This window comes from Flavobacterium nitrogenifigens (assembly GCF_003254565.1).
In the GTDB taxonomy this organism is placed as follows: Bacteria; Bacteroidota; Bacteroidia; order Flavobacteriales; family Flavobacteriaceae; genus Flavobacterium; species Flavobacterium nitrogenifigens.
The window spans coordinates 36,033-56,786 of sequence record NZ_QJRI01000160.1 but is presented as its reverse complement, the minus strand read 5'-3'; the positions used below and the strand labels follow the sequence as shown (position 1 = coordinate 56,786).

Genomic DNA, 20,754 nt, shown 5'->3' with positions numbered 1-20,754 from the left:
ACATTCTTTTTTCATAGAATGTCCTTATTTATAGTTATTTTTTCGATTTAATAAAGAGGCCGTTTTTGGCGACAGCCTCTTTTTAAAGTTAAAATGCCAGATTAATTATTGATAGCGGATTTTAATGTTATCAAATTTAATGGCGCTAGGATTAGGGGTGTCTCCCTGGGCAATTCCAACTTTAATTTCGTTGATTTTAGATGGATTTAAATTCGCAGCTGTATTAGATCCAAAACCGTAGTTGTCTTTAAAATCAGCAATTGATATGGTTTTTGTAGTCCAGTTTACATCCGTAATTTTAAAGTTATAGCCATAGTTCACTCCGTCGATAGTATTTAGCTGGATTGCAAATTGGGCGCCCGCAACATTTGCGCTTACGTCAATGTCAATATAAGCTTTTGCAGCATCTGTATTAGAAGCGCTTAGGAAACTGGCCCCGCCGCCGCCACTGCTTCCGTTGTAGCCATTGGCAGTTGAACCTGCCCAAACCAATGTGGTGTAATTTCCAGTCGGACCTCCAGCTGTACTGGTGTTGAAACTTTCTACGTCTCCATAAGATGTCCAATCTTTTCTAAGGCCATTTCCGTCAAAATCAGATACGAGAATAATGGTTGCAAAATCAATTGTCTTTTTTGCTGTTCCTCCAGGTGTGGTAATGGCAAGTTCTGATCCAGAAGCTGCATCTGCAGGCAAACCGATGATGATAGAAGATGACGATTTTACCGTATAGCTTACCGCTTTTCCCGCCAAGGTAATAGAGGAAATATTATAAAACCAGGTTCCTTCGATTTCTAACGGAAATCCTGGAGTCGCAACAGCGGGAGTTGTTTTGGCAATTGTTGGTACAGGCTGTAAAATCTCAATGTTTTTAGTAACAGAGCCATTTGCAGTTGTAAAGGTAATAGGCTGAACTCCAAATCTGCTTCCTAGTTTTTCATCAAAAGGAATGGTGAAAATAAACGATTTGTCTGAATTGTAATTAGGATTAAAAGCAATATTGATAGTATTATCAAGTGTTATTTTTTTTAGCCCCGTTAAACCTTCTCCTTCAACTCTTACTTTATTGTTTGGAAAGGCCTGATTTAGTAAATCTCCCGGTTCGGCAACCATTGCATCTATGTTTGCGCTGGTCGCATCATCATTCTGGCAGGCTGTAAAAGAAGCCAGCATAAAAAGCAGTAGAATGCTATATTTTATTGTATTGATCATAGTTTAGTTATTAAAGTTAAAAGGAACCGGAGCTTCCAATAATGATGGATTGGTATCTATGGCAGACTGAGGCAATGGAAGTTCAAAATAATTGCTTCCTGGAGTTATCTTTCTTGAAACCAATTCTGTTCTGGCATCATCAGAATAAAAGCCTACTTCCTGCTGCGAGATAATCGCAGCTGCTTCAGCAAGACCGCGGCGTTTTAAATCGAAGAAATATTGTCCTTCTAAAGCAAATTCAATTCTTCTTTCATTAAACAGATCATCTCTTGTAAGTGCTGTTTTAATTGGTAATCCTGCTCTTTTTCTTACTTCATTAAAAGAGCTTAAAGCAGCTGCAGAAGTAGTGGATGGCGCTCCTGCCAATAGCGCTTCAGAATTCATAAGTAGAATGTCCGAATACCTTAGAATAATCGTGTTTTGAGAGGTTCTCATAAAGAATACATCGTTTCTTTCTGCAGCAGAGCCCACAATGTATTTTCTGAAATTTGCAGCAGTTGAAGAATATATTTTTTTGTATGTAAAACCGCCTTGGCTTTTTAATAATTCAGGGTAAAAATCGCCATCGGTCATAATGGTGTTTTTCTTTCTGATATCTTTTGGCTCAAATCCATTTTGCAGGGAAATTGATGGAAGGTAAACTCCCCATCCGTCACCACCGCCTGTAATTCCAGTGCCTCCAGGAACTATATACGCCTGATTGGTATTTTGAGTTCCCCATTCTGTAGCAATAGCTTTCCATTGAAGCGCAAACATGCTCTCGGCACTGTTATTATTTTCCGGACTGCTGAACAGGTTTCCGTATTCTTGAATTAAAGCATACTGATTACCGATAATTTTCTGGGTTAAAGCCGCACATTGGGCATACTCATTTAAAGTCAGATGCACTTTGGCTAAAATTCCCATTGCGGCATATTTAGTCACGTATCCTTTCTTTAATCCTTTTTCCGGTAAATTTTCTGTTGCGTATTCTAAATCCTGCTTGATGAATTTGTAAACATCTGCAACCAGATTTCTTTTTGGCTGTGCTGCAGAACCCGCTTTATTGATGATAGGCACGGCTCCAAAAGTTCTGACTAAATAGAAATAGGCATTGGCCCTCATGAATCTTGATATGGCAATAGCATTTTTATAAGAAGCCTCAGGAAGTTCGTTTTTTCTGGCTTCGACTAAACTCATTAAATTATTAGACTGGTCGATAACTGAAAACAAGGCCACATATCCTTCTGTAAGGATCGGATTTTGAGATGTCACTTGAGCATCTTTAAACTGCGCATATGCACCGTCAAATGTAAAGGCATTTCCGGCATACATGTCCCCTACGGCAATCAGGAATTTGTCGTTAAAGGCAAACCAAGGCTTAAAGTACAAGCTCTCTGCGATTCCGTCAAAAGCGGTAACGCCTTCAGGCAGATCGCTTGGCGTCAATTGGTTCTCAGATGGCGCATTCAAAAACTCATCTGAGCAGGAAAATAAAGACAGCAATGGTATAAGCATTCCCATCAAAAAAAGTTTAAAAAGTTTTTTCATAACTATATTTTTTTGTTAATGACTGCAAGTCATTAAGTTGAATGTGTTTTTATAAAGCTTAGAATTCTAAATTTACCCCTATGGAAGTTATTCTTGGCACAGGATAACGCCCTAAGTCGATACCGCTCAGTGTTATATTCTGGTCCAGGTTTCCAAGAGCTGGATCAAATCCGGTATATTTTGTAAACGTGTACAAGTTTTGAACGTTAGCATACAATCTTACTTTAGATATAATGGAATTGTCGAAAATTTTATTTGGCAGATCATAGCTCAAAGAAACATTCTGGATTCTTAAATAAGAACCGTCTTCAACAAATCTGTTCGAGATTCTTCCGTTGCCATTTGGATCATTAAGGGTGATTCTCGGAACATCGGTATTTTCATTCACTCCAGGTTCAAAAGCCTCCATGGCCTGTGTGCTTACGTTTCCAAATCGGTCTCCAAAGCCAGGATATATGCCGTCAGTATAATGGCGCGTAAAGTTGTAGATCTTGTTGCCTTGGCTTCCTGTTAAAGAAACCGAAAAATTGAAGTTTTTGTATCTAAGGCTATTGGTAATAGCATAGGTAAAATCTGGAATGGCATCTCCTATGGCCGTCTGGTCTTTACTGTCTATTTTTCCGTCACCATTAAGATCTTTAAATCGAATGTCTCCCACACCCGTTCCTGCTTCTTGAATTGGTCCGGCTGCCAGTTCTGCAGCATTTTTAAACAAGCCATCTGTTACATAGCCATAAAATTGTCCTACAGGCTGTCCTTCGGTAGTTCTGGTTACGTTGTATAAATCAAACTGCACTTTTCCCAACAATGATTTGCCCTGACCTTGAAAACGTGTCAGTTCATTATTGTATTTTGAAAAAATGATCGTGGTATCCCAGCTAAAATTTTCTGCAGCGATGTTTCTTGTATTTAAAGTAAGCTCAATCCCTTTGGTTACAATTTCGCCCGTATTCAAATAATAGTTAAGAGCACTTTGATTGGATTCATCGTTGATTTGTTTGGTCAGGAAATCTGACGAATTTTTGATGTAATAGTCAAAATCTAATTTCACTCTGTTGTTAAGCATAGCCAGTTCAAAACCAGTATTGAAAGATTTAAGAGATTCCCACTTTATGTCTGGATTTCCTAAATTGTCGATCGTTGGCGAAACCCCGCCAAATGGCGATGCTAGCAGCGATAAAATGGTCTGGTATCGGTTTGCCGGAATGTTTTGATTTCCTACAAGACCATATCCGGCTTTGAATTTCAGATAATTGACGCTTTTTGACAAAGACTCAAAGAATTTTTCGTTGCTCACTGTCCATCCTCCTGAAAATGAAGGGAAATATCCCCATTTGTGGTTTGGTCCAAAGTTGGATGAAGCATCTGCTCTTAAAGAAGCGGAAAAAGAGTATCGGTCAGAAAAACTGTAGTTTAATCTTGAAATATAAGAGGTCATAGACCAGCGTCCTGAACCGTTTCCGTTTAATGCAGTGGCAATATCACCGATATTCAGGTTGGTGAAATCTTTATTTAGGAAATCGCCTGTTCTGTAGCCGCTTAAATATTCATAATAGCTTTCCTGCGCTTCCTGGCCCAGTAAAAAAGTAAAATTATGCTTCTCGTTTAGCGTTTTGCTGTAAGTCAGATAGTTTTTGATATTCCAGTAATAGCTCTGATCTTGCTGTTTGAAGGATTTGTTTAAAAGTTCCGTTACGTTTCCTAAAGTGTATTTAGGCACAAAAGTGCTGTTTTTTGAGAAATTCAAATCGTATCCTAATTCTGATCGGAAAACCAATCCTTTTAAAATAGTAAAATCAGCAAATAGATTTCCATTGATTTTAAATCTTTCTGTAGTGGCATTATTGTATTCAGATAAGGCAATCGGGTTAGTGGCTTCATTTGCCGATGATCCCAAACCGGATGTTGGCCCAGCATAAGAACCGTCTGCAGCTCTAACCGGCAATTCTGGAGACTGTCTTAAGGCGTTCATAACCAATCCTCCTCTGTCATCATTTCTTACCACTTGCTGAGATGATTTGCTTATTGAGAGGTTGTTGCCAATTTTAAGCCAAGATTTTACATTAGAATCTACATTTAAACGCATTGCCAATCTGTTGAAATCTGAGTTTAAAACAATACCCTCCTGGTCAAAATAATTTAGAGAAGTGTAAAAGCGTGTTCCATCTTTTTCTCCAGAGAAAGAAAGCTGGTGATTGTACATGGTTGCAGTTCTGAAAAGTTCATCCTGCCAATTTGTGCCGTTTCCAAGCAGATTGGGCTTTTGATATTGATAAGGAACTGGCTCTCCGTTTAGCTTGTAGATTTTTGCCTGATAAGCTGCATATTGGGGCAGGTTTAAAACATCAACCGTATTGTTTATCTGCTGAGTGCCTAAATAGGTTTCGTATGTAAATTTAGATTTTCCCTTTTTTCCTTTTTTAGTGGTAATCAAAACCACTCCATTTGCACCGCTTGAACCATATATGGCTGTTGCAGAAGCATCTTTTAAGATATCGATCGTCTCTATATCTGAAATATTCAATCCAGACAAAGCGGAATTTTTAGTCTGTCCGTTTCCTCCGCCTAGAGCGCTAAACGAAAAGGAATCATTGTTCTTGTCTGCAAAAACAGGCGTTCCGTCGATCACATATAAAGGCTCATTCCCGTTAATGGAAGTAATTCCTCGAATCTGAACAGAGATTCCCCCGCCTGGAGTACCAGAGTTCTGCGTAACATTCACACCTGCGGCTTTACCAACAAGAGCCTGATCAATGGAAATAAATGGCTTATCCTGAATTTCAGAAGCTTTAATGGAAGATACTGCGCCATTTATGTCTTTTCTTTTTGATGTCCCGTATCCGATAACGACCACTTCGTTTAATTTTTCGAGGTCGCTCGCCATCACCACCTGCATATTGGGTTTAGCTTCAAGGATTAAATTTTTGTATCCTATATAAGTGAAAAGCAGCATTGCTTTTGGCTCGACATTATTCAATACGAAACTGCCGTCAAAATCCGTGACCGTTCCGTTTTTGGTGCCCTGTACTATCACACTAACGCCTGGAAGACTGTTTCCTCCCGATGTTACTTTACCTTTAACAGTTTGAGCGAAGAAAAAATTTCCCCACAAGCATACTATTAAGCACAATAGTCTTTTTAATGTTTTTTTCTGCATAAAGTTTGGTTGTTTAGTTTAAATTGAAATAATTAGTAATTCGTTAAGTTTTAAGAAAAACATTTAAAAATTTGGGTGTTTTGCCAAGAGATTGTTTTGAGTTGGGTTGGCTAAACTTTTTTCTTAAATATTTCTTAACGAAAGTATATTCTAGAGTTGTTGCATTGTAGAACAGATGATGCATATTGTGCAACAGATGATGCAAAAAGCGCTTCTGAAGCCCTGTAAATGCTAAAATGAATCCCTGTAGGCATTAAAACAGCTTCTGAAGTATTGATAATTTTTTAGACTAAAAAATATTGTTTGTTCAAAATATTAAGGGTTTAATTTTTATTTGCTGATTTTCAGCTGAAAATGTAAAGCTTCGATTTTGAAAAAAATCACTGACAAAAAAAAGAGCTTCGGTGTAAACCGAAGCTCTCTGCCATTTGATGTTTAATTATGGATATTCTGCTATTCTTTGGTTCTTTTTTCCTGAGTGGGCAAATGGCCGTATTTGATTTTATAGCATTTGGCAAAATAGGAGGGAGAAGTAAAACCTACTTTGAAGCTTATTTCGTTGATATTATTATTGCCCTGTTCTATGAGCTGTTTTGCTTTTTCTAATCGCACATTTCGGATAAATTCATTGACAGAAACACCCGTTAAGGTTTTTATTTTTCGATACAGCTGGCTTCTGCTTAAAAAGATTTTAGAAGAAAGGAGTTCGACCGTCAATTCAGGCTCGCTGATGTTCTCATTAATGAAATGCAGAATTTTTTGGATGAAATCATTATCCAGCGAGGTTGTTTTTTCTTTCCCCTGCTTTGTGATGCCGCTGTAAAATTTCTTAAACATAATCTGTCTGCTAGTGATAAGCTGTGCCAGACTCGATTTTAGAATGTCCAGTTCAAAAGGTTTGCTTAAATACATGTCAGCCCCCGAATCGATGCCTTCGAGTCGGTCTTTTACCATTGCTTTGGCAGAAAGCATCAATAAAGGAATATGGCTTGTTTTTAAATCGCCTTTTATGTTTTTGCACAGTTCCAGTCCGTCCATGACTGGCATAATGACATCGGTTATGATTAAATCAGGCAATTTCTGTACGGCAAGGTCGTAACCTTTTTGGCCATTTTCGGCTGTAATTACTTTGTATGACTTGCTAAGTTCCTGTTTTAAATAATTTCTCAGCTCTGTATTGTCTTCTACAATTAAAACGGTATAGGCTTTTTGGGTTTCTGCTTCAGAATTGGATTCGATCTCATCTTGAACAGGTTCAGATAGAAGTTCGTTTTTACTCTCTATTTTATATTTCTCATCGATGACCTCACTTCCTTTATATAGCGAGCTGCCTAGCGGAAAAGTTATTTTAAAGCTTGTGCCTTGGCCAACTTGGCTCTCAACTTCAATTTTTCCTTTATGAAGTTCGACAAATTCCTTTACAACCTCCAAGCCAATTCCTGTGCTTCCGTAATATTCCTTATTGAGATTATTAACTTGGTAAAAACGGTCAAAAATTTTATTCAAATCTTTTTTTCGTATTCCCGAACCTGTATCTGCAATGGTTATCGAGAAAGATGGAACTTTATTTCCGTCAATTATCAGTGCATTTTCGGTCTCTGATGCGTTTATGGAAATATGGATCGAACCATTATCAGGGGTAAATTTAAATGCGTTCGAAATAATATTAAACAGTATTTTTTCCAGCATTTTAGGATCCAGCCAATCTTCGAGCTCGTCTGCGGACGATTCAAAATTTACAGCAATGTTTCGGGCAGCGGCTTCTTCATAAAAGTAGCCTATAACGGCTTCTGTAAACGATACGACTTCGACTTTCTTGGCTTGGAGCGAAATTTTATTAAACTCCAATTTATTAAAATCCATAAGCTCATTAATTAGTCTGGAGAGCCTGTCGGAGCTTTTGTGCACTATTTTTAATTTATTGTGGATCTCAGGAGATATTTTTTTGCTTTTTAAAATGTCTTCCAGCGGATTAATGATCAGCGTTAAAGGAGTTCTGAATTCATGCGAGATATTGGTGAAAAACTGCAGTTTTTTATTGTTTAATTTCTCCAATTGAATGTTCTTTTCCTTTTCCAGAATGATAGCCTGTTTCGCTTTGAAACGGTTTTGATAGATCTTGTTAAGATAAAGGATCAGGAAAATTAAAATAGAAGAATAGATTAGATAAGCCCAAATGGTTTTCCACCAAGGGGGAAGCACCTTTATTTTCAGTTCTAATTGATTGCCGCTCCAAGTGCCGTCCGCGTTGGCCGATTTTACTTTAAAGGTATAATTTCCCGGAGCCAGATTGGTATAGGTTGCTGTTCTGTTATTTCCTACATAGTTCCAGTCTTTTTCAAAGCCTTCGAGATAATACGCATATTGGTTTTTCTTAGAATAATTATAATTGATTCCCACATATTCGATGGTAAAAACAGACTGCGTGTAATTAAGCGCAATTTCTTTAGTCTGTGAAATTACCTTGCTTAATGGCGAGCCTTCTTCATTTGGCTTTACTGATTTATTGAATAATTTAAAATCACTGAAATAAAGGCGCGGGGCTTTTTCTGCTTTTTTAATTTCGTTTGGATTAAAATAATTGACTCCTTCATAACCTCCAAAATAAAGTTCTCCGTTCCCGTCTTTATAAACAGCATTGTTGTTAAAATCGTTATCAATAAGACCATCATCTTTATTGAAGTTGGTGCTTTTTCGGTTTTTAAGATCAAGTTTTGTAAGCCCGGATCCGCCGCTTACCCATAAAGCGCCATTATTGTCTGAAATTATAGCGCGAATTGATTTTTCCTCAAATCCGGGAAAATCATCATAATTGGAGAATGTCCTGTTTTTTTTGCTGTAGCTAAACAGGCCTTGAGCATCTGTTCCTATCCATATCGTTTTGTCATTAGATTCATAAATAGATAGAATAGTTTGGATGCTATTGTTCTTATTTATGCCTCCGAACATGGCATCGCGCATTTTTGCCACTTTGAAGCCAGCTTCGTCTTTTATATTGATTTTATATAATCCTAAGATTGTACCGACCCACAAAACATTATCAGAGTCCACAAAAACTTTACGGATGAAAGCATTATCCAAACCGTTTTTGATAAACGGTTCCGAATCGCAGTGTACAAATGTGCTGTTTTTATTATCAAAATAATGAAGTCCTTTTATAAAAGTTCCGATCCAGATTCGGCCTTTTGAATCTTCAGAAAAACTGAAAATCCGATTTGATTTTAATCCAGGCGTATTTGCTGTATTATAGTTTATAAATCTTGAAGTTCCGTTTTTTAAGAAATAGATGCCGCGATCCCAGCTTCCAAGCCATATGTTTTGTCTGCTGTCTATAAAAATGGCTTGAATATCGACAGCATCCAGACCTGAATAATAATTTTGGTTTGTTTTGTTAACGTGAATGTAGCTTTTATTGGCAAGGTTATATATGTCAAGTCCTCCTCCTTCATTGCTAATGAGCAGGTTTCCTTTTTTGTCTTTTGCAACCGAAGTGACATAGCTTGTCTGCAGGGAATTTTCATTGCTGGCAAGCGATTCCAGCGAGTTGAATTTATTATTGGGCTTGTCAAAAACGCCAAGCCCTTTGTTAAAATATCCTAGCCAGAGTCTTTTTTCTTTGTCCTCGTACAAGGACCAAACCGAATTGGATTTTAAGCTGGCGCTATTGTACTTGCTGTGCAGGTACTTTTTTAGCACTTCTCCCTTATAATTTACAGCAAGCAACCCATCATTTTCGGTGCCGCAGACAATGTAGCCCAAACTGCTTTGCACGATTGATAGGATTTTATTTTTGGTAATGGCGTAGTTTTCAAACCGATAATTATCTGTTTCAGGCTTAATTTTTATCAGGCCGTTTTCGGTTGTGCCCATCCATAGGTATCCAAATTTGTCTATAACAAGACTTTCAATGTCGTTAGTGAGAGGTTCGCGTTTAAATCTGTCTTTATAAACCTGTTTGGCTTTTCCATTGGCGTCAATTTCTAAAAGCCCGTAACTGGTTCCTAAATAAATAGTTCCCTGTTTGTTTTTAACCGAAGATTTTATGAGAAAATTGGGTTTGTCGAGCACTTTTGAATGCACTAAAGAAGCCTTTAAGGTTTTGATGTTGAGTTTGAATAGCCCAAAACCGTAAGCGCCTAAGTATAGATTGCCGCTGTTGTCTTCAATAATTGTTTTTATAGTGATGGGCTGCGTGTATCCTTGTGTTATGGCATCCTCAATGTTGATTCGGGTAAAGTTATCCAAATCCCTGTTATATAAGCATAACCCTTGATCAGTGCCCACCCAGAGGTTATTTTTGGAATCTATAAACGTAGAATAGATAAAATTGCTGTTTACCGAACCAGGTTTGTTCTCGTATTTATATCCGAAATAATTTACGCCATCGTATCTATATAGGCCAGCACCGCTTGTGCCGATCCATATAAAATCATTTTTATCCTGAATGATGGAAGAAACAGCCCGTTTTGAAGCGGTCTCTTGTATGCTTCTAAACTGGTAGCTGTCAAATTTGCCTTGCGAGAACAGCGAGTTTGCAATGCTAAAGAAGCACATAAGGATATAAGTTGTCTTTTTCATTTAGATATAACAGTATGCATTATCCGATTTGTTTAAGTGGATTTTTTTAGGATATGGGAAACAATATTAATAAAACTAATTTGAACACTTATTTTTTTTTATTCAAATCTGCCATATTGCCAAAATCCTGAGTGCGATTATGAACCAATTAAGGAATTATCGTACTCAGGATATATAAATTTAAAGGATATTTTGTTCTTGTTTAGAGAATTATTCTTTGGATTTTATTTTTCTGGTTTTATTTTAGCTCAAATTTACCGGTAAGCCCATTATTGGAATTCCAGCCCGCCATAATATTAAATTGGCCGGGTTCTACTAAAAATTTGCCGTCGTTGTCATAAAAGCCAAGTTCTTTGTCTGTTAGGATAAATTGGACTGTTTTGGTTTCTCCCTTTTTTAATTCAATCAGCTCAAAGCCTTTTAATTCTTTTACAGGTCTTGCAATGCTGGCAACAGGATCATTTATATAGAGCTGGACGATTTCTTTTCCATCAAACTTTCCTGTATTGGCCACATCGACAGAGATTTCTATTTTTTCCCCTTTTTGAAAAGAAGGTTTTGAAATTTTCAGGTTTTTATAGTCAAAAGAAGTATAGCTTAATCCATAGCCGAATGGGTATAGAGGAGTTTTCTCGACATCAGAATAGTGCGACCAGAAAACATTATTGTCTTTGTCTGTAGGCCTTCCGGTATTGTACAGATTGTAATAGATAGGGCATTGGCCTACGTTTCTTGGAAAGGACATCGGCAGCTTGCCGCTCGGATTATAGTCTCCGTACAAAACCTGTGCAATCGCATTGCCAGATTGCGTTCCCAATTGCCAAGCTTCAACAATAGCAGGTATATGTTCTGCCGCCCACGGTATGGACAAAGGACGTCCGTTGTTTAAGACTAAAACAATATTTGGGTTTACTTTATAAACCTCTTCTAACAATTGCTGCTGATTTCCTGGAAGCGCCAATTCTGTTCTGCTGCGCGCTTCACCGCTTTGAAAGCCTATTTCGCCCAGCACCATTACCACAATTTCAGCCTCTTTTGCCGCTTTTTTTGCCGCTTCAAATCCGGAAAAATCAGTGGTATTGACTTTCACTTCGTCTAAAAAGGATTGCTTGTTTGTAGCGACATCAGTCCCTTTTTCATAAACTAATGCGCTGTTTTTATATTGCTGCATTCCTTCCAGAACCGATACTGCGGTGTTGTCATCAGCGGCGATTCTCCAGCTTCCCAGAGGGCTGTTTTTATCATTGGCCAAAGCGCCGATTAAAGCAATTTTAGCGCCCGATTTTTTTAAAGGCAGAAGATTTTTATCATTTTTTAATAGCACAATCGATTTTTTGGCCATATCCAGAACATCGTCGTTGTTTGCTTTGCTGCCAATATCTGATTTTTCGCGAGCTTCGTCACAATATTTATAAGGGTCGTCAAAAAGGCCCAGTTCAAATTTCACGCGAAGGATTCTGCGCACGGCATCATCAATCACGCTTTCCTTTACCGATCCATTTTTTACCAGTTTAGCCAGTTCTGTAACATATATATTCGATTCCATATCCATATCAGAACCTGCGAGAGCCGCTTTTTTAGCCGCATCGGCACGATCTGCGGCATAGCCATGTGTGATCATTTCGGCTATTGATGCCCAATCAGAAACCACAAATCCTTTAAATCCCCATGAGCCTTTTAGAATATCTCTCTGTAAAAAAACATTTCCTGTAGCGGGAATGCCGTTTAAGGTATTGAATGAATTCATAAAAGTTCGGATTCCTGCGTCGCTTGCCGCTTTAAAAGGAGGCAGCACCGTATTGTATAGTTTAGAATTGCTCATATCTACACTGTTGTAATCTCGGCCTGCTTCTACAAAACCATAACCGGCAAAATGTTTTGCACAGGCGATGATTTTGGTATGGTCAAAACGCTCGCCTTGAAAACCTTTAACTCTTGCTGTGGCAATTTTACTTCCCAAATAAGGGTCTTCACCGGCGCCTTCCATAACTCTTCCCCATCTTGCATCATTTGAGATATCCACATTAGGGGCAAAAGTCCAGTTTAATCCAGAAGCAGATGCTTCTAAAGCAGCTACGCCAGCCGAATTTTTAATGGCTTCCAAATCCCAGCTGGCAGCTTCAGCCAATGGAATTGGGTTTAAGGTTTTGTAGCCGTGGATTACATCAAAACCAAAAAGGAGCGGAATGCCAAGACGGGTTTCTTCAACAGCAATTTTTTGCACGGCTCTCACTTCTTTTACGCCTCGAACAGTTAGCATGGAGCCAACCCATCCTTTTTTGATATTATTGTATTTTTCTTCATTAGAGCCCGATTCAGGTTTAGGTCCGGTAACATCCCATGAACCGTTGTACTGATTCATTTGGCCAACTTTTTCTTCCAATGTCATTTCTTTCATTAAAAGCGAAATTCTCTCTTCTGTCGGTTTGGTCGGGTCAAGATATTTTTTTGTCTGTGCATAACTGGTTCCATAAATTGCCAGCAGTAAAAATGCGTATCGTTTCATTTGCTTTTTCATCATTACGGTTTTAATTTTATTATTGAGATTAAATTAGGTCACTTTCTAATGCTGTTTTTCTGCGCAGTTTATATTCAATGCCAAAAAATCATCTTAGAATGGCATGGGCAGAAAATTAAAGGCTGTAAATGTACTTTTAGCAAAGCAGTCTGGGTAATAAATTTGAAGCATTATGTGCGACAAATGATGCATTTTCAGCCTTCGAGATAAGCAAGAACAAAAGATAAGCGGCATTAGACTGCATGAGTGTTTTCTAAGCTATGCTTTTTATAAAATATCAGTGCAATGATAAAAAAGGAACCTAATTAGCATAAAACAAAAGGCGGTGTAAATCTACACTGCCTTTTGTTATGCTCTTAGACTGAATAATTTAATGCAGAGCGGAATTAATGCGCAGGAAATGGCAAGAAATATAGGAACCCTGATATAATTGAGCGTCTGCCAAAGGGAAGTTCGTTTTGCAAGATCCTTTGCAAGTGAAGGGTTTTCTGCTATTTTTTGAAAATCAATGATGTTTGGTGCAAAATAGGAAAGCGTCCATGCTCTAACTGCAAAATGTGCAGCAAATAAAACTAAAAGCCAGTTTCTGACAGGGTCAATTTACAGCAGAAAATAATGGCAAGGATAAAGGCGATTTCATGCAGAGAATGAAATATAATCCAGAAAACTTTCAGGCTTGCGCCTTTTCCATCAAGCAGAAGCTTAAAATTTTCAGGCGCCGATTCGGTCCATTTAGGCACAAAAACCAGAGTTTCGAAAATCTGAGCGCCATTCATTAAAAAATAGATAAGCGTGGTGATGCAGAGCCATATTTCAGCTCTAGTCAGGTAATTTGCAGTAAGACCTCCCATATTATTTTTTGTTTAAATTATCTTTTGTTTCTTCCATTATGGCTGTGGCTTTAATAAAATAGCTTTCTATAGTTTTGATCTGCTCTTCTGAAAAAGTGGCAAGCAATGCCATAGTTTTCTGCTGCAGTTCATCAAAAAACGGCTTAAGAAGTTTCATGCTGTTTTCGACATTTGGAACAATGATGACCTTTCTTCGGTCTTCTTTGGTGAAATGCCTTTCCACGAGCTTCATTTTTTCCAATCGGTCTATTAATCCCGTTACGGCACCTGTGCTTAAACCTGTAAGTTTTGAAATTTCTCCCGCGGTTGTAGATTTGTAGGGAAGAATAAGCCCTAAAATATTTGTGGTCGGTTCCCGAAAGCCCTGCTTTTCGTGCAATCGCAGCATGCATAAATGCAGATGCATCAGAATACTTTCTGCTCGCAGCCTGAAAACTTAACAGTAAATCAGTTATAATAATTTCTCTCATTTGCTAAATATCTTAGTGGAAAAGATAAGTGAATTATTGAAATAGCAGTTTGGCTTTTTAAAGATTGCGTTTTTTAGAAGAGCCGATGTTTTGTCTGCTAAACCTACTCTTAGGCTTTATAATGGGTATATCACGAATCCTTTTGCATAAGCTGCTTTCTGAGGTATTATTGATTTAGTATTTTGTATTGATAATATCATAAAAAATTAAGATATAAAATATTTTAATAAAATAAATAGCAGCTTTTTTTTGTCATAAGTTCTGTAATAATTACAATTAGACCCTTTTTTTGATACAAATAGAACCGTAGTTTGGCTAGTCTTTATTGTTAATTTGTTCCCTGTCTCTAAGGGTTTTTCTAAAGAGGCAAACCAGCTTATTAACTAATACCTAACCAACCAAATTATGAATGAAAAAAAAATGCGATGCATTAAAAAGCGCAGCTGCAGTCTTTTTAATGCAGGCATCGTAATAGCGATGCTATTGTATGCCGGATTGATGTCAGCCCAAAATTCTGACCAGAAAAAAATTAAGGGCACTGTCACATCGGAAACAGATGGCCAGCCTCTTTTTGGGGTGAATGTCCAGCTTAAAGGAACCAATCAGAAAACAGCAACAGATGCCGATGGAGGTTTTTCCATTACCGCTAGAGTAGGTGAAACGGTTGTATTTAGCTATCTGGGCTTTGTCAAGGAGGAAGTGAAAATTACCGATGCCGAGCTCACAATCAAATTGAAAGAGGATTTAAAAGCGCTAAATGAAGTAGTGGTGATCGGATACGGAAAAGCCAAACGAAAAGATCTTACAGGAGCCATATCTTCCATAAGCGGTGACGAGCTCCGCAAGACGCAGCCTGTTACTTTCGATCAGGCGCTGCAGGGAAAAGTTGCCGGAGTGGTGGTGCAGCAGACTTCGGGGCAGCCTGGAGGGGGTGTAAACATACAGATACGAGGCATGTCTTCCTTTGGCAGCAGCTCGCCATTGTATGTAATTGACGGGGTAATCATTGGGCAGAGTTTTGACAGCGGCAATGGCACCAATCCGCTAGCGACCATAAGTCCTTCGGATATTGAGTCGGTTGACGTATTGAAAGACGCTTCGGCAACTGCAATTTATGGTTCGCAGGCCACAAATGGCGTAATTGTGATTACCACCAAAAGAGGCAAGGAAGGAGCTCCTAAAATAACCTATGAGGTTTCAACAGGATTCCAAGAGCTTATCAAGCAGTATCCGACCATGGATTTAAGGGAATATGCCACATTTATTAATCAGAGAGCGGCAGTATGGGGTTTTGATGATAGGCCGGAGTTTGCCAATCCAAAATATTTAGGTAAGGGCACCAATTGGCAGGAAGAATTGTTTCGCAAAGCCCCTATGGTGAATCATGTCCTAACTTTAAGCGGAGGTTCTGAAAAAACGCAGTATCTGCTTTCAGGATCGTATTTTAATCAGGAAGGTATAGCCTTGGGATCTGAATTTACAAGAGCATCAGTGCGATTGAATCTGGACAACAAGACAACCAGCTGGCTAAAGCTAGGAACCAGCCTGCAGCTGACCCACATTGATGAGAATGTGAACTCTACCGGATCAAACGTTATTCAGGAAGCGCTAAGCCAGACACCGGACATTCCCGTGAGAAATGCCGATGGAAGCTTTGCAGGGGAAGAAAGCAGCGAAGGATGGATTGCAAAGCGTGTAAATCCTTATGCACTGGCGCTTATCAATAAAAATAATCCAAAGAGAAATCAGTTTTTTGGCAATTTTTATATCGATATCGCTTTCACAAAAGACTTTTCTTTCCGTAATGAGATCTCAGGTAATTTCCTCTATAAGACAGAAGACAGGTTTAGCCCGACCTATAAATTCGGACTAGCCGAAAAAGTGACCAATGAAGCTTTTTACTCTTACAATCAGGATTATTTTACCACATTTAGAAGTTTCTTCACCTACTCAAAAGTCTTTAATAAAAAATATAATTTCAATGCCCTTTTAGGACATGAGGCGCAGCTTACACAGTTTGAAAATGTTTCTGCGGGCAGAAGAAATTTCATTTCCAACAATGTGACCAATATCGGAAGCGGCGATATGACCACTGCAACCAATGGAGGCACCAAAGGGGACAGCGCACTGGAATCCTATTTTGGGCGTTTGAATTTCATCTATGATGACAGATACCTTTTTACGGCAAATATCCGTGCTGACGGCTCATCAAAATTTGCACCTGACAACCGCTGGGTAACCACATATTCTGGAGCGTTTGCATGGAAATTAAACAATGAGAAATTCTTAAAAGGCTCTAAAATAGTCAATGAATTGAAATTGAGAACAGGATATGGACTTACCAACAATCAAAATGTCAGAAACAATGCCTACCTGTCAACCTTAGAATCGGTATCAACAGGGCTTTCAGGCAACGCGCAAATGACTACCAATATTGCAAATCCCGCAGTGGAATGGGAAAAAACCAAATACGGAAATATAGGGCTTGATGCCGCGCTGTTTGGATGGAAGCTTAATCTATCTGTTGATGTTTATAACCGCATGACTGATGGACTATTGATGCAGATTCCTCTTCCGCTATATTCAGGTACCATTGTGGGGTATTCTCCCGGAGCCATCAATGCCCCATATGTAAATATTGGACAGGTCCGCAACAGAGGTATAGATCTTCATTTGAGCTCAAAAAATATGGAGCGTGGAGATTTTACATGGACTACGGATTTTACTTTATCCCACAATAAAAATAAAGTGATGAAATTAAATACAGACGGAGCTTTCCTTCCAGGATACTATGGAGGAGATGTTGTGTCTAGAACTGTAGTTGGCGGTTCCATTGGAGCATTCTACGGTTACAAAGTAGATGGCGTATTTGCTACGGCAGAAGATTTTAAAAACCATGCACTGCCAACCAATACTGACGGAACAGTGCTGCCGATTACTCCCAATTCGGGCGGTGTATGGTATGGAGACCTTAAATTCAAAGATCTTAACGGAGATGGCGTGATCACTGAAAAAGATCAGACATTTTTAGGATCGCCTGTTCCGCAATTTCAGTTTGGACTTGGGAATACTTTCACCTACAAAGGTTTTGATCTGAATATTTTCTTTACAGCCAACCAGGGAAGCGAGGTCGTGAACGGAATGAGAATCAATGGAGACAATCCGCTTACCAATAACGGCTATTTGAAGTCTTTAAAAGATCACGCTGTATTGGCCTTAATTGATCCTAACGGTTCAGCTTCAGATGTCAATAACGTGTATGTGACCAATCCGGAAACTTCTATTGTGGGATTGAAAAATAATGACAGCAACAGAAACAACCGTTTTTCTGACCGATATGTGGAGAACGGTTCCTTTATAAGATGCCGAAACATGACTTTAGGCTATTCTTTTCCAAGTGAGATGATGAAGAAAATTCATATAAGCTCCCTTAGGCTGTATGTGAATGTCAACAATCCTTTTTTAATTACCAGCTATACGGGAATGGATCCGGAGGTGGGTTCATGGAATCCTCTGCAGGCGGGAATTGACAATGGTTTCTATCCGCAATCCCGAAGCTTTACATTTGGACTTAATCTGGGATTAACTAACTAAAAAATGAAACAGAACAATATGAGGTCTATTTATAAAAATATCATTTTAAGCCTGCTGGCTTCAGCAGTGCTTGCTGGATGCCAAGACGATTTTCTTGATCGTCCGTCGCAATCAGAAATAAGTACAGAGAACTTTTACCAGACAAAAGAGGAGCTTCGTTTGGCTACTGCTGCCTTGTATGGAGGAAGAATATGGGCACAATGGAATAATACGGCTTATCTGCCTTTAGGAGATATATTAAGCGGCAATCTTATTCTGCAGTATCAGGGTTCCGATCTGGTGCAGCTCAATACTTTTACCCTTTCGGGATCCAATGCACGACTGACAACGGGGTGGGCGGCACTTTACATTATCGTGGCACACTGCAATACGACTATTAATGCCATTAATGAGAGAACCCCATCAACAGTTTCAGCTGCAGATAAAAATGCGGCGATAGCCGAGGCAAGATTCATACGTGCCATGGCTTACTATCATTTGGCCATGCTTTGGGGAGAAGTGCCTATTATAGAAGATAATACCAAACTGATAAAATCGCCTCTAATCAATAAAAATAAAATAGAGGATGTGTACAGATTTGTAATTGAGGATTTAACTTTTGCGGCGGAAAAACTGCCTAAAACCGATCAGCCGGGCCGAGTTACATCATGGTCTGCCAAAGGAATGTTAAGCAAGGTTTATCTGACTAGAGCGGGAGTTGGCCAGCCGGGAGGAAGCCGCAATCAGGAGTATTTAAATCTGGCAAAGACCTATGCCAAAGATGTCATTGCAAATAGCGGGCTAAGCCTGCTGCCTAGTTATGCAGATCTTTTTAAGACCAAGTTTAACGACAATCAGGAATCGCTTTTTGCGCTGCAGTGGTCTGCCACTACCGAATGGATGCAGGGCAATCATCTGCTGACCTATTCGCCGAGCAATGACATTAATCCTCAAAAAGGGGGCGCTTGGGGTTCTCCAGGCGTGAGCTACGATTTGTATTTAGCCTATACAGAGAAGGATTCTATCCGACGCAAAGCGAGCTTTATGCTGCCAGGAGACCATTATCCTGAGCTTAATGCTGCGGGAGGCGGTTATACGGCTGCTTCTCCTGGAATGAAAAAGCATATCATAGGCAATGAAGCCGACAATAATTCTCCTGCTATGTCTTATTTGGGATCTATCGAGCATAATGCCCTTCTCAGACTTGCAGATGTATATCTGGTATATGCCGAAGCAGTGCTTGGAAATGATGTTTCAACAAGTGATGCCGATGCGCTCCTATATTTTAATAAGGTAAGAACGCGCGCAGGTGTGGATCCTCTTACCTCGATTAATGAAGATATCATTTTGAACGAAAGAAGGGTGGAGTTTGCCTGCGAGGGGCAATATTGGTATGATTTGGTAAGGCTCTCGTATTATAACCCCCAAAAAGCAGTGCAGCTTTTAAGTGATCAGCAGAGAGTATTGTTTGATTATAATAAGGATTCAAAAACAGCAACGCCAAACGATCCTATCGGAACGATATCGCCTGCAACCTCTGCCACTTTTACCCTGCAGCTTCCAACGACAGAAGTTGTAGTGAATCCTAAACTAAATGAACCGTCAGTTCCATACTATAAATAATGACAGTTATGAAAAAAATAATAGACAATAGTTTTGCACGTCTTTTTTTTGCAAGCATGATGCTTGTGGCGGCAATGTTTGTGTCCTGCAACAATGATGAAGATTCAGGTTCTGGGCCGGAGATCACAGAAGTGCGCAATTATGCGGCGGCTCCTAATGACACATTGGTTAATAAACTGGTTCCGGGACAGTGGGTTGTCCTAAAAGGATCCCATTTAAAGGATGCCGTAAAGATTGCCTTCAATGGTATAGCGGTCGATTTTAATGGCGGGCTGTTTGCAGACAATTATGCAGTTGTACAGGTGCCAGCAGTGATTCCATTTCCTTCTGTTGCTGAAAATGATTTAAACACCATTGAGCTTGTCACTCCAAGTGGAAAAGTGGTTTTTGATATTGATATTGTAGCTGGACCTCCCGCTCTGGATCGCATATCAAATGAAAATGCTCTGCCGGGAGAAGAGGTGGTTGTGTACGGAACAAATTTGTTCCATATCAGCGAACTGATTTTTGCAGGCGTGTCAGTACAGGAATTTACAGGTTCAGATGACGGAACATCAGTCAGTTTTATAATGCCTAGTATTGCGACAAGCGGGCCTTTAAAAATAACAACAGAGTCAGGTAAAATTCTTACCGCATTTAATGTGAATGATAAAACAACTGGTGTGATATCAAATGCAGATAATATCTTCAATTGGCCATATTGGGGAGGTGCGCAAGTTGTTAGTGGCGCGGGTAATTCTAATTTTCATGGAGGAAATGTAACGAATTTCTTTGTTATGGATTTTGCTTCTTTATCCGCTGGAGAGGGGCAATCTTGGAGCCATGCGGTCAGAATTGATCAAACACAATGGATACCTGCCGAAAATCTTTCAGATCCTGTTGATAATTGGGCTTTAAAATTTGAAATAAACGTTCCAAATCCTTGGTTGGGCGGTTCTATAATGGTTGCTACCTCAACAGGAAATTATTTAGCAAGATATGAGCCTTGGCAAGGTTCTCCAACAGGTTTTAAAACAACAGGCTGGCAGACTGTAACGATTCCTTTTGCAGAGTTTCGTGATGGAGGAAATGGAAAAGGTGACATCGTGAAAAATATTACAGCCCTGATTGGAGCAGAAGGAAAATCCGATTGTCAGATATATCTGCATAATTACGGGGCATCAAATATAGCTTTTAAAGCTGCTTTTGATAATATCAGAGTGGTAAAAATTATTAATGAGTAAAGCAATTAAAGAATTAAGCCTG

10 protein-coding genes are annotated in these 20,754 nt (G+C 39.1%); 3 read left to right on the top strand and 7 right to left on the bottom strand.

The window, feature by feature from the left end; genetic code table 11:
- Positions 1 to 105: 105 nt before the first annotated feature.
- The 7 genes from DM397_RS03155 to DM397_RS03125 all read right to left on the bottom strand — a co-directional run bounded on the left by DM397_RS03155 (position 106) and on the right by DM397_RS03125 (position 14,249).
- The gene (locus DM397_RS03155; RefSeq protein WP_111376144.1) at positions 106 to 1,209 is read right to left on the bottom strand and encodes a CIA30 family protein; all 1,104 of its coding nucleotides are present in this window, start codon (positions 1,207 to 1,209) and stop codon (positions 106 to 108) included.
- Between the two features lie 3 nt (positions 1,210 to 1,212).
- On the bottom strand, positions 1,213 to 2,739 hold the full coding sequence (locus DM397_RS03150) for a RagB/SusD family nutrient uptake outer membrane protein (RefSeq protein WP_111376143.1): 1,527 nt from the start codon (positions 2,737 to 2,739) through the stop codon (positions 1,213 to 1,215).
- A 58-nt stretch (positions 2,740 to 2,797) separates the two neighbouring features.
- Positions 2,798 to 5,896: a SusC/RagA family TonB-linked outer membrane protein gene (locus tag DM397_RS03145; protein WP_111376142.1), complete on the bottom strand. Its 3,099-nt coding sequence runs from the start codon at positions 5,894 to 5,896 to the stop codon at positions 2,798 to 2,800.
- Between the two features lie 453 nt (positions 5,897 to 6,349).
- Positions 6,350 to 10,474 carry a hybrid sensor histidine kinase/response regulator transcription factor gene (locus DM397_RS03140; RefSeq protein ID WP_111376141.1) on the bottom strand — a complete coding sequence of 1,375 codons (4,125 nt, stop codon included), beginning with the start codon at positions 10,472 to 10,474 and terminating at the stop codon, positions 6,350 to 6,352.
- 238 nt (positions 10,475 to 10,712) lie between these two features.
- Complete coding sequence (gene bglX / locus DM397_RS03135) at positions 10,713 to 12,992, bottom strand: beta-glucosidase BglX (protein ID WP_111376140.1); 2,280 nt, start codon at positions 12,990 to 12,992, stop codon at positions 10,713 to 10,715.
- Positions 12,993 to 13,564: 572 nt separating this feature from the next.
- Entirely contained in the window at positions 13,565 to 13,843 is a 279-nt protein-coding gene (locus DM397_RS23990) for a hypothetical protein (RefSeq protein ID WP_239457784.1), read from the bottom strand.
- A 1-nt stretch (position 13,844) separates the two neighbouring features.
- Positions 13,845 to 14,249, bottom strand: a complete 405-nt coding sequence (locus tag DM397_RS03125; protein ID WP_239457783.1) for a MarR family winged helix-turn-helix transcriptional regulator — start codon at positions 14,247 to 14,249, stop codon at positions 13,845 to 13,847.
- A 484-nt stretch (positions 14,250 to 14,733) separates the two neighbouring features.
- Between DM397_RS03125 and DM397_RS03120 the strand changes: the two genes are divergently transcribed.
- Genes DM397_RS03120 through DM397_RS03110 form a run of 3 tightly spaced genes read left to right on the top strand, consistent with a single transcriptional unit; the run spans position 14,734 to position 20,732 of the window.
- Positions 14,734 to 17,907, top strand: coding sequence for a SusC/RagA family TonB-linked outer membrane protein (locus DM397_RS03120; protein WP_239457782.1), 3,174 nt, complete (start codon positions 14,734 to 14,736; stop codon positions 17,905 to 17,907).
- Between the two features lie 3 nt (positions 17,908 to 17,910).
- On the top strand, positions 17,911 to 19,509 hold the full coding sequence (locus DM397_RS03115) for a RagB/SusD family nutrient uptake outer membrane protein (protein ID WP_239457781.1): 1,599 nt from the start codon (positions 17,911 to 17,913) through the stop codon (positions 19,507 to 19,509).
- Positions 19,510 to 19,517: 8 nt separating this feature from the next.
- Positions 19,518 to 20,732: a glycan-binding surface protein gene (locus tag DM397_RS03110; RefSeq protein WP_142479129.1), complete on the top strand. Its 1,215-nt coding sequence runs from the start codon at positions 19,518 to 19,520 to the stop codon at positions 20,730 to 20,732.
- The last annotated feature ends 22 nt before the right edge of the window (positions 20,733 to 20,754 follow it).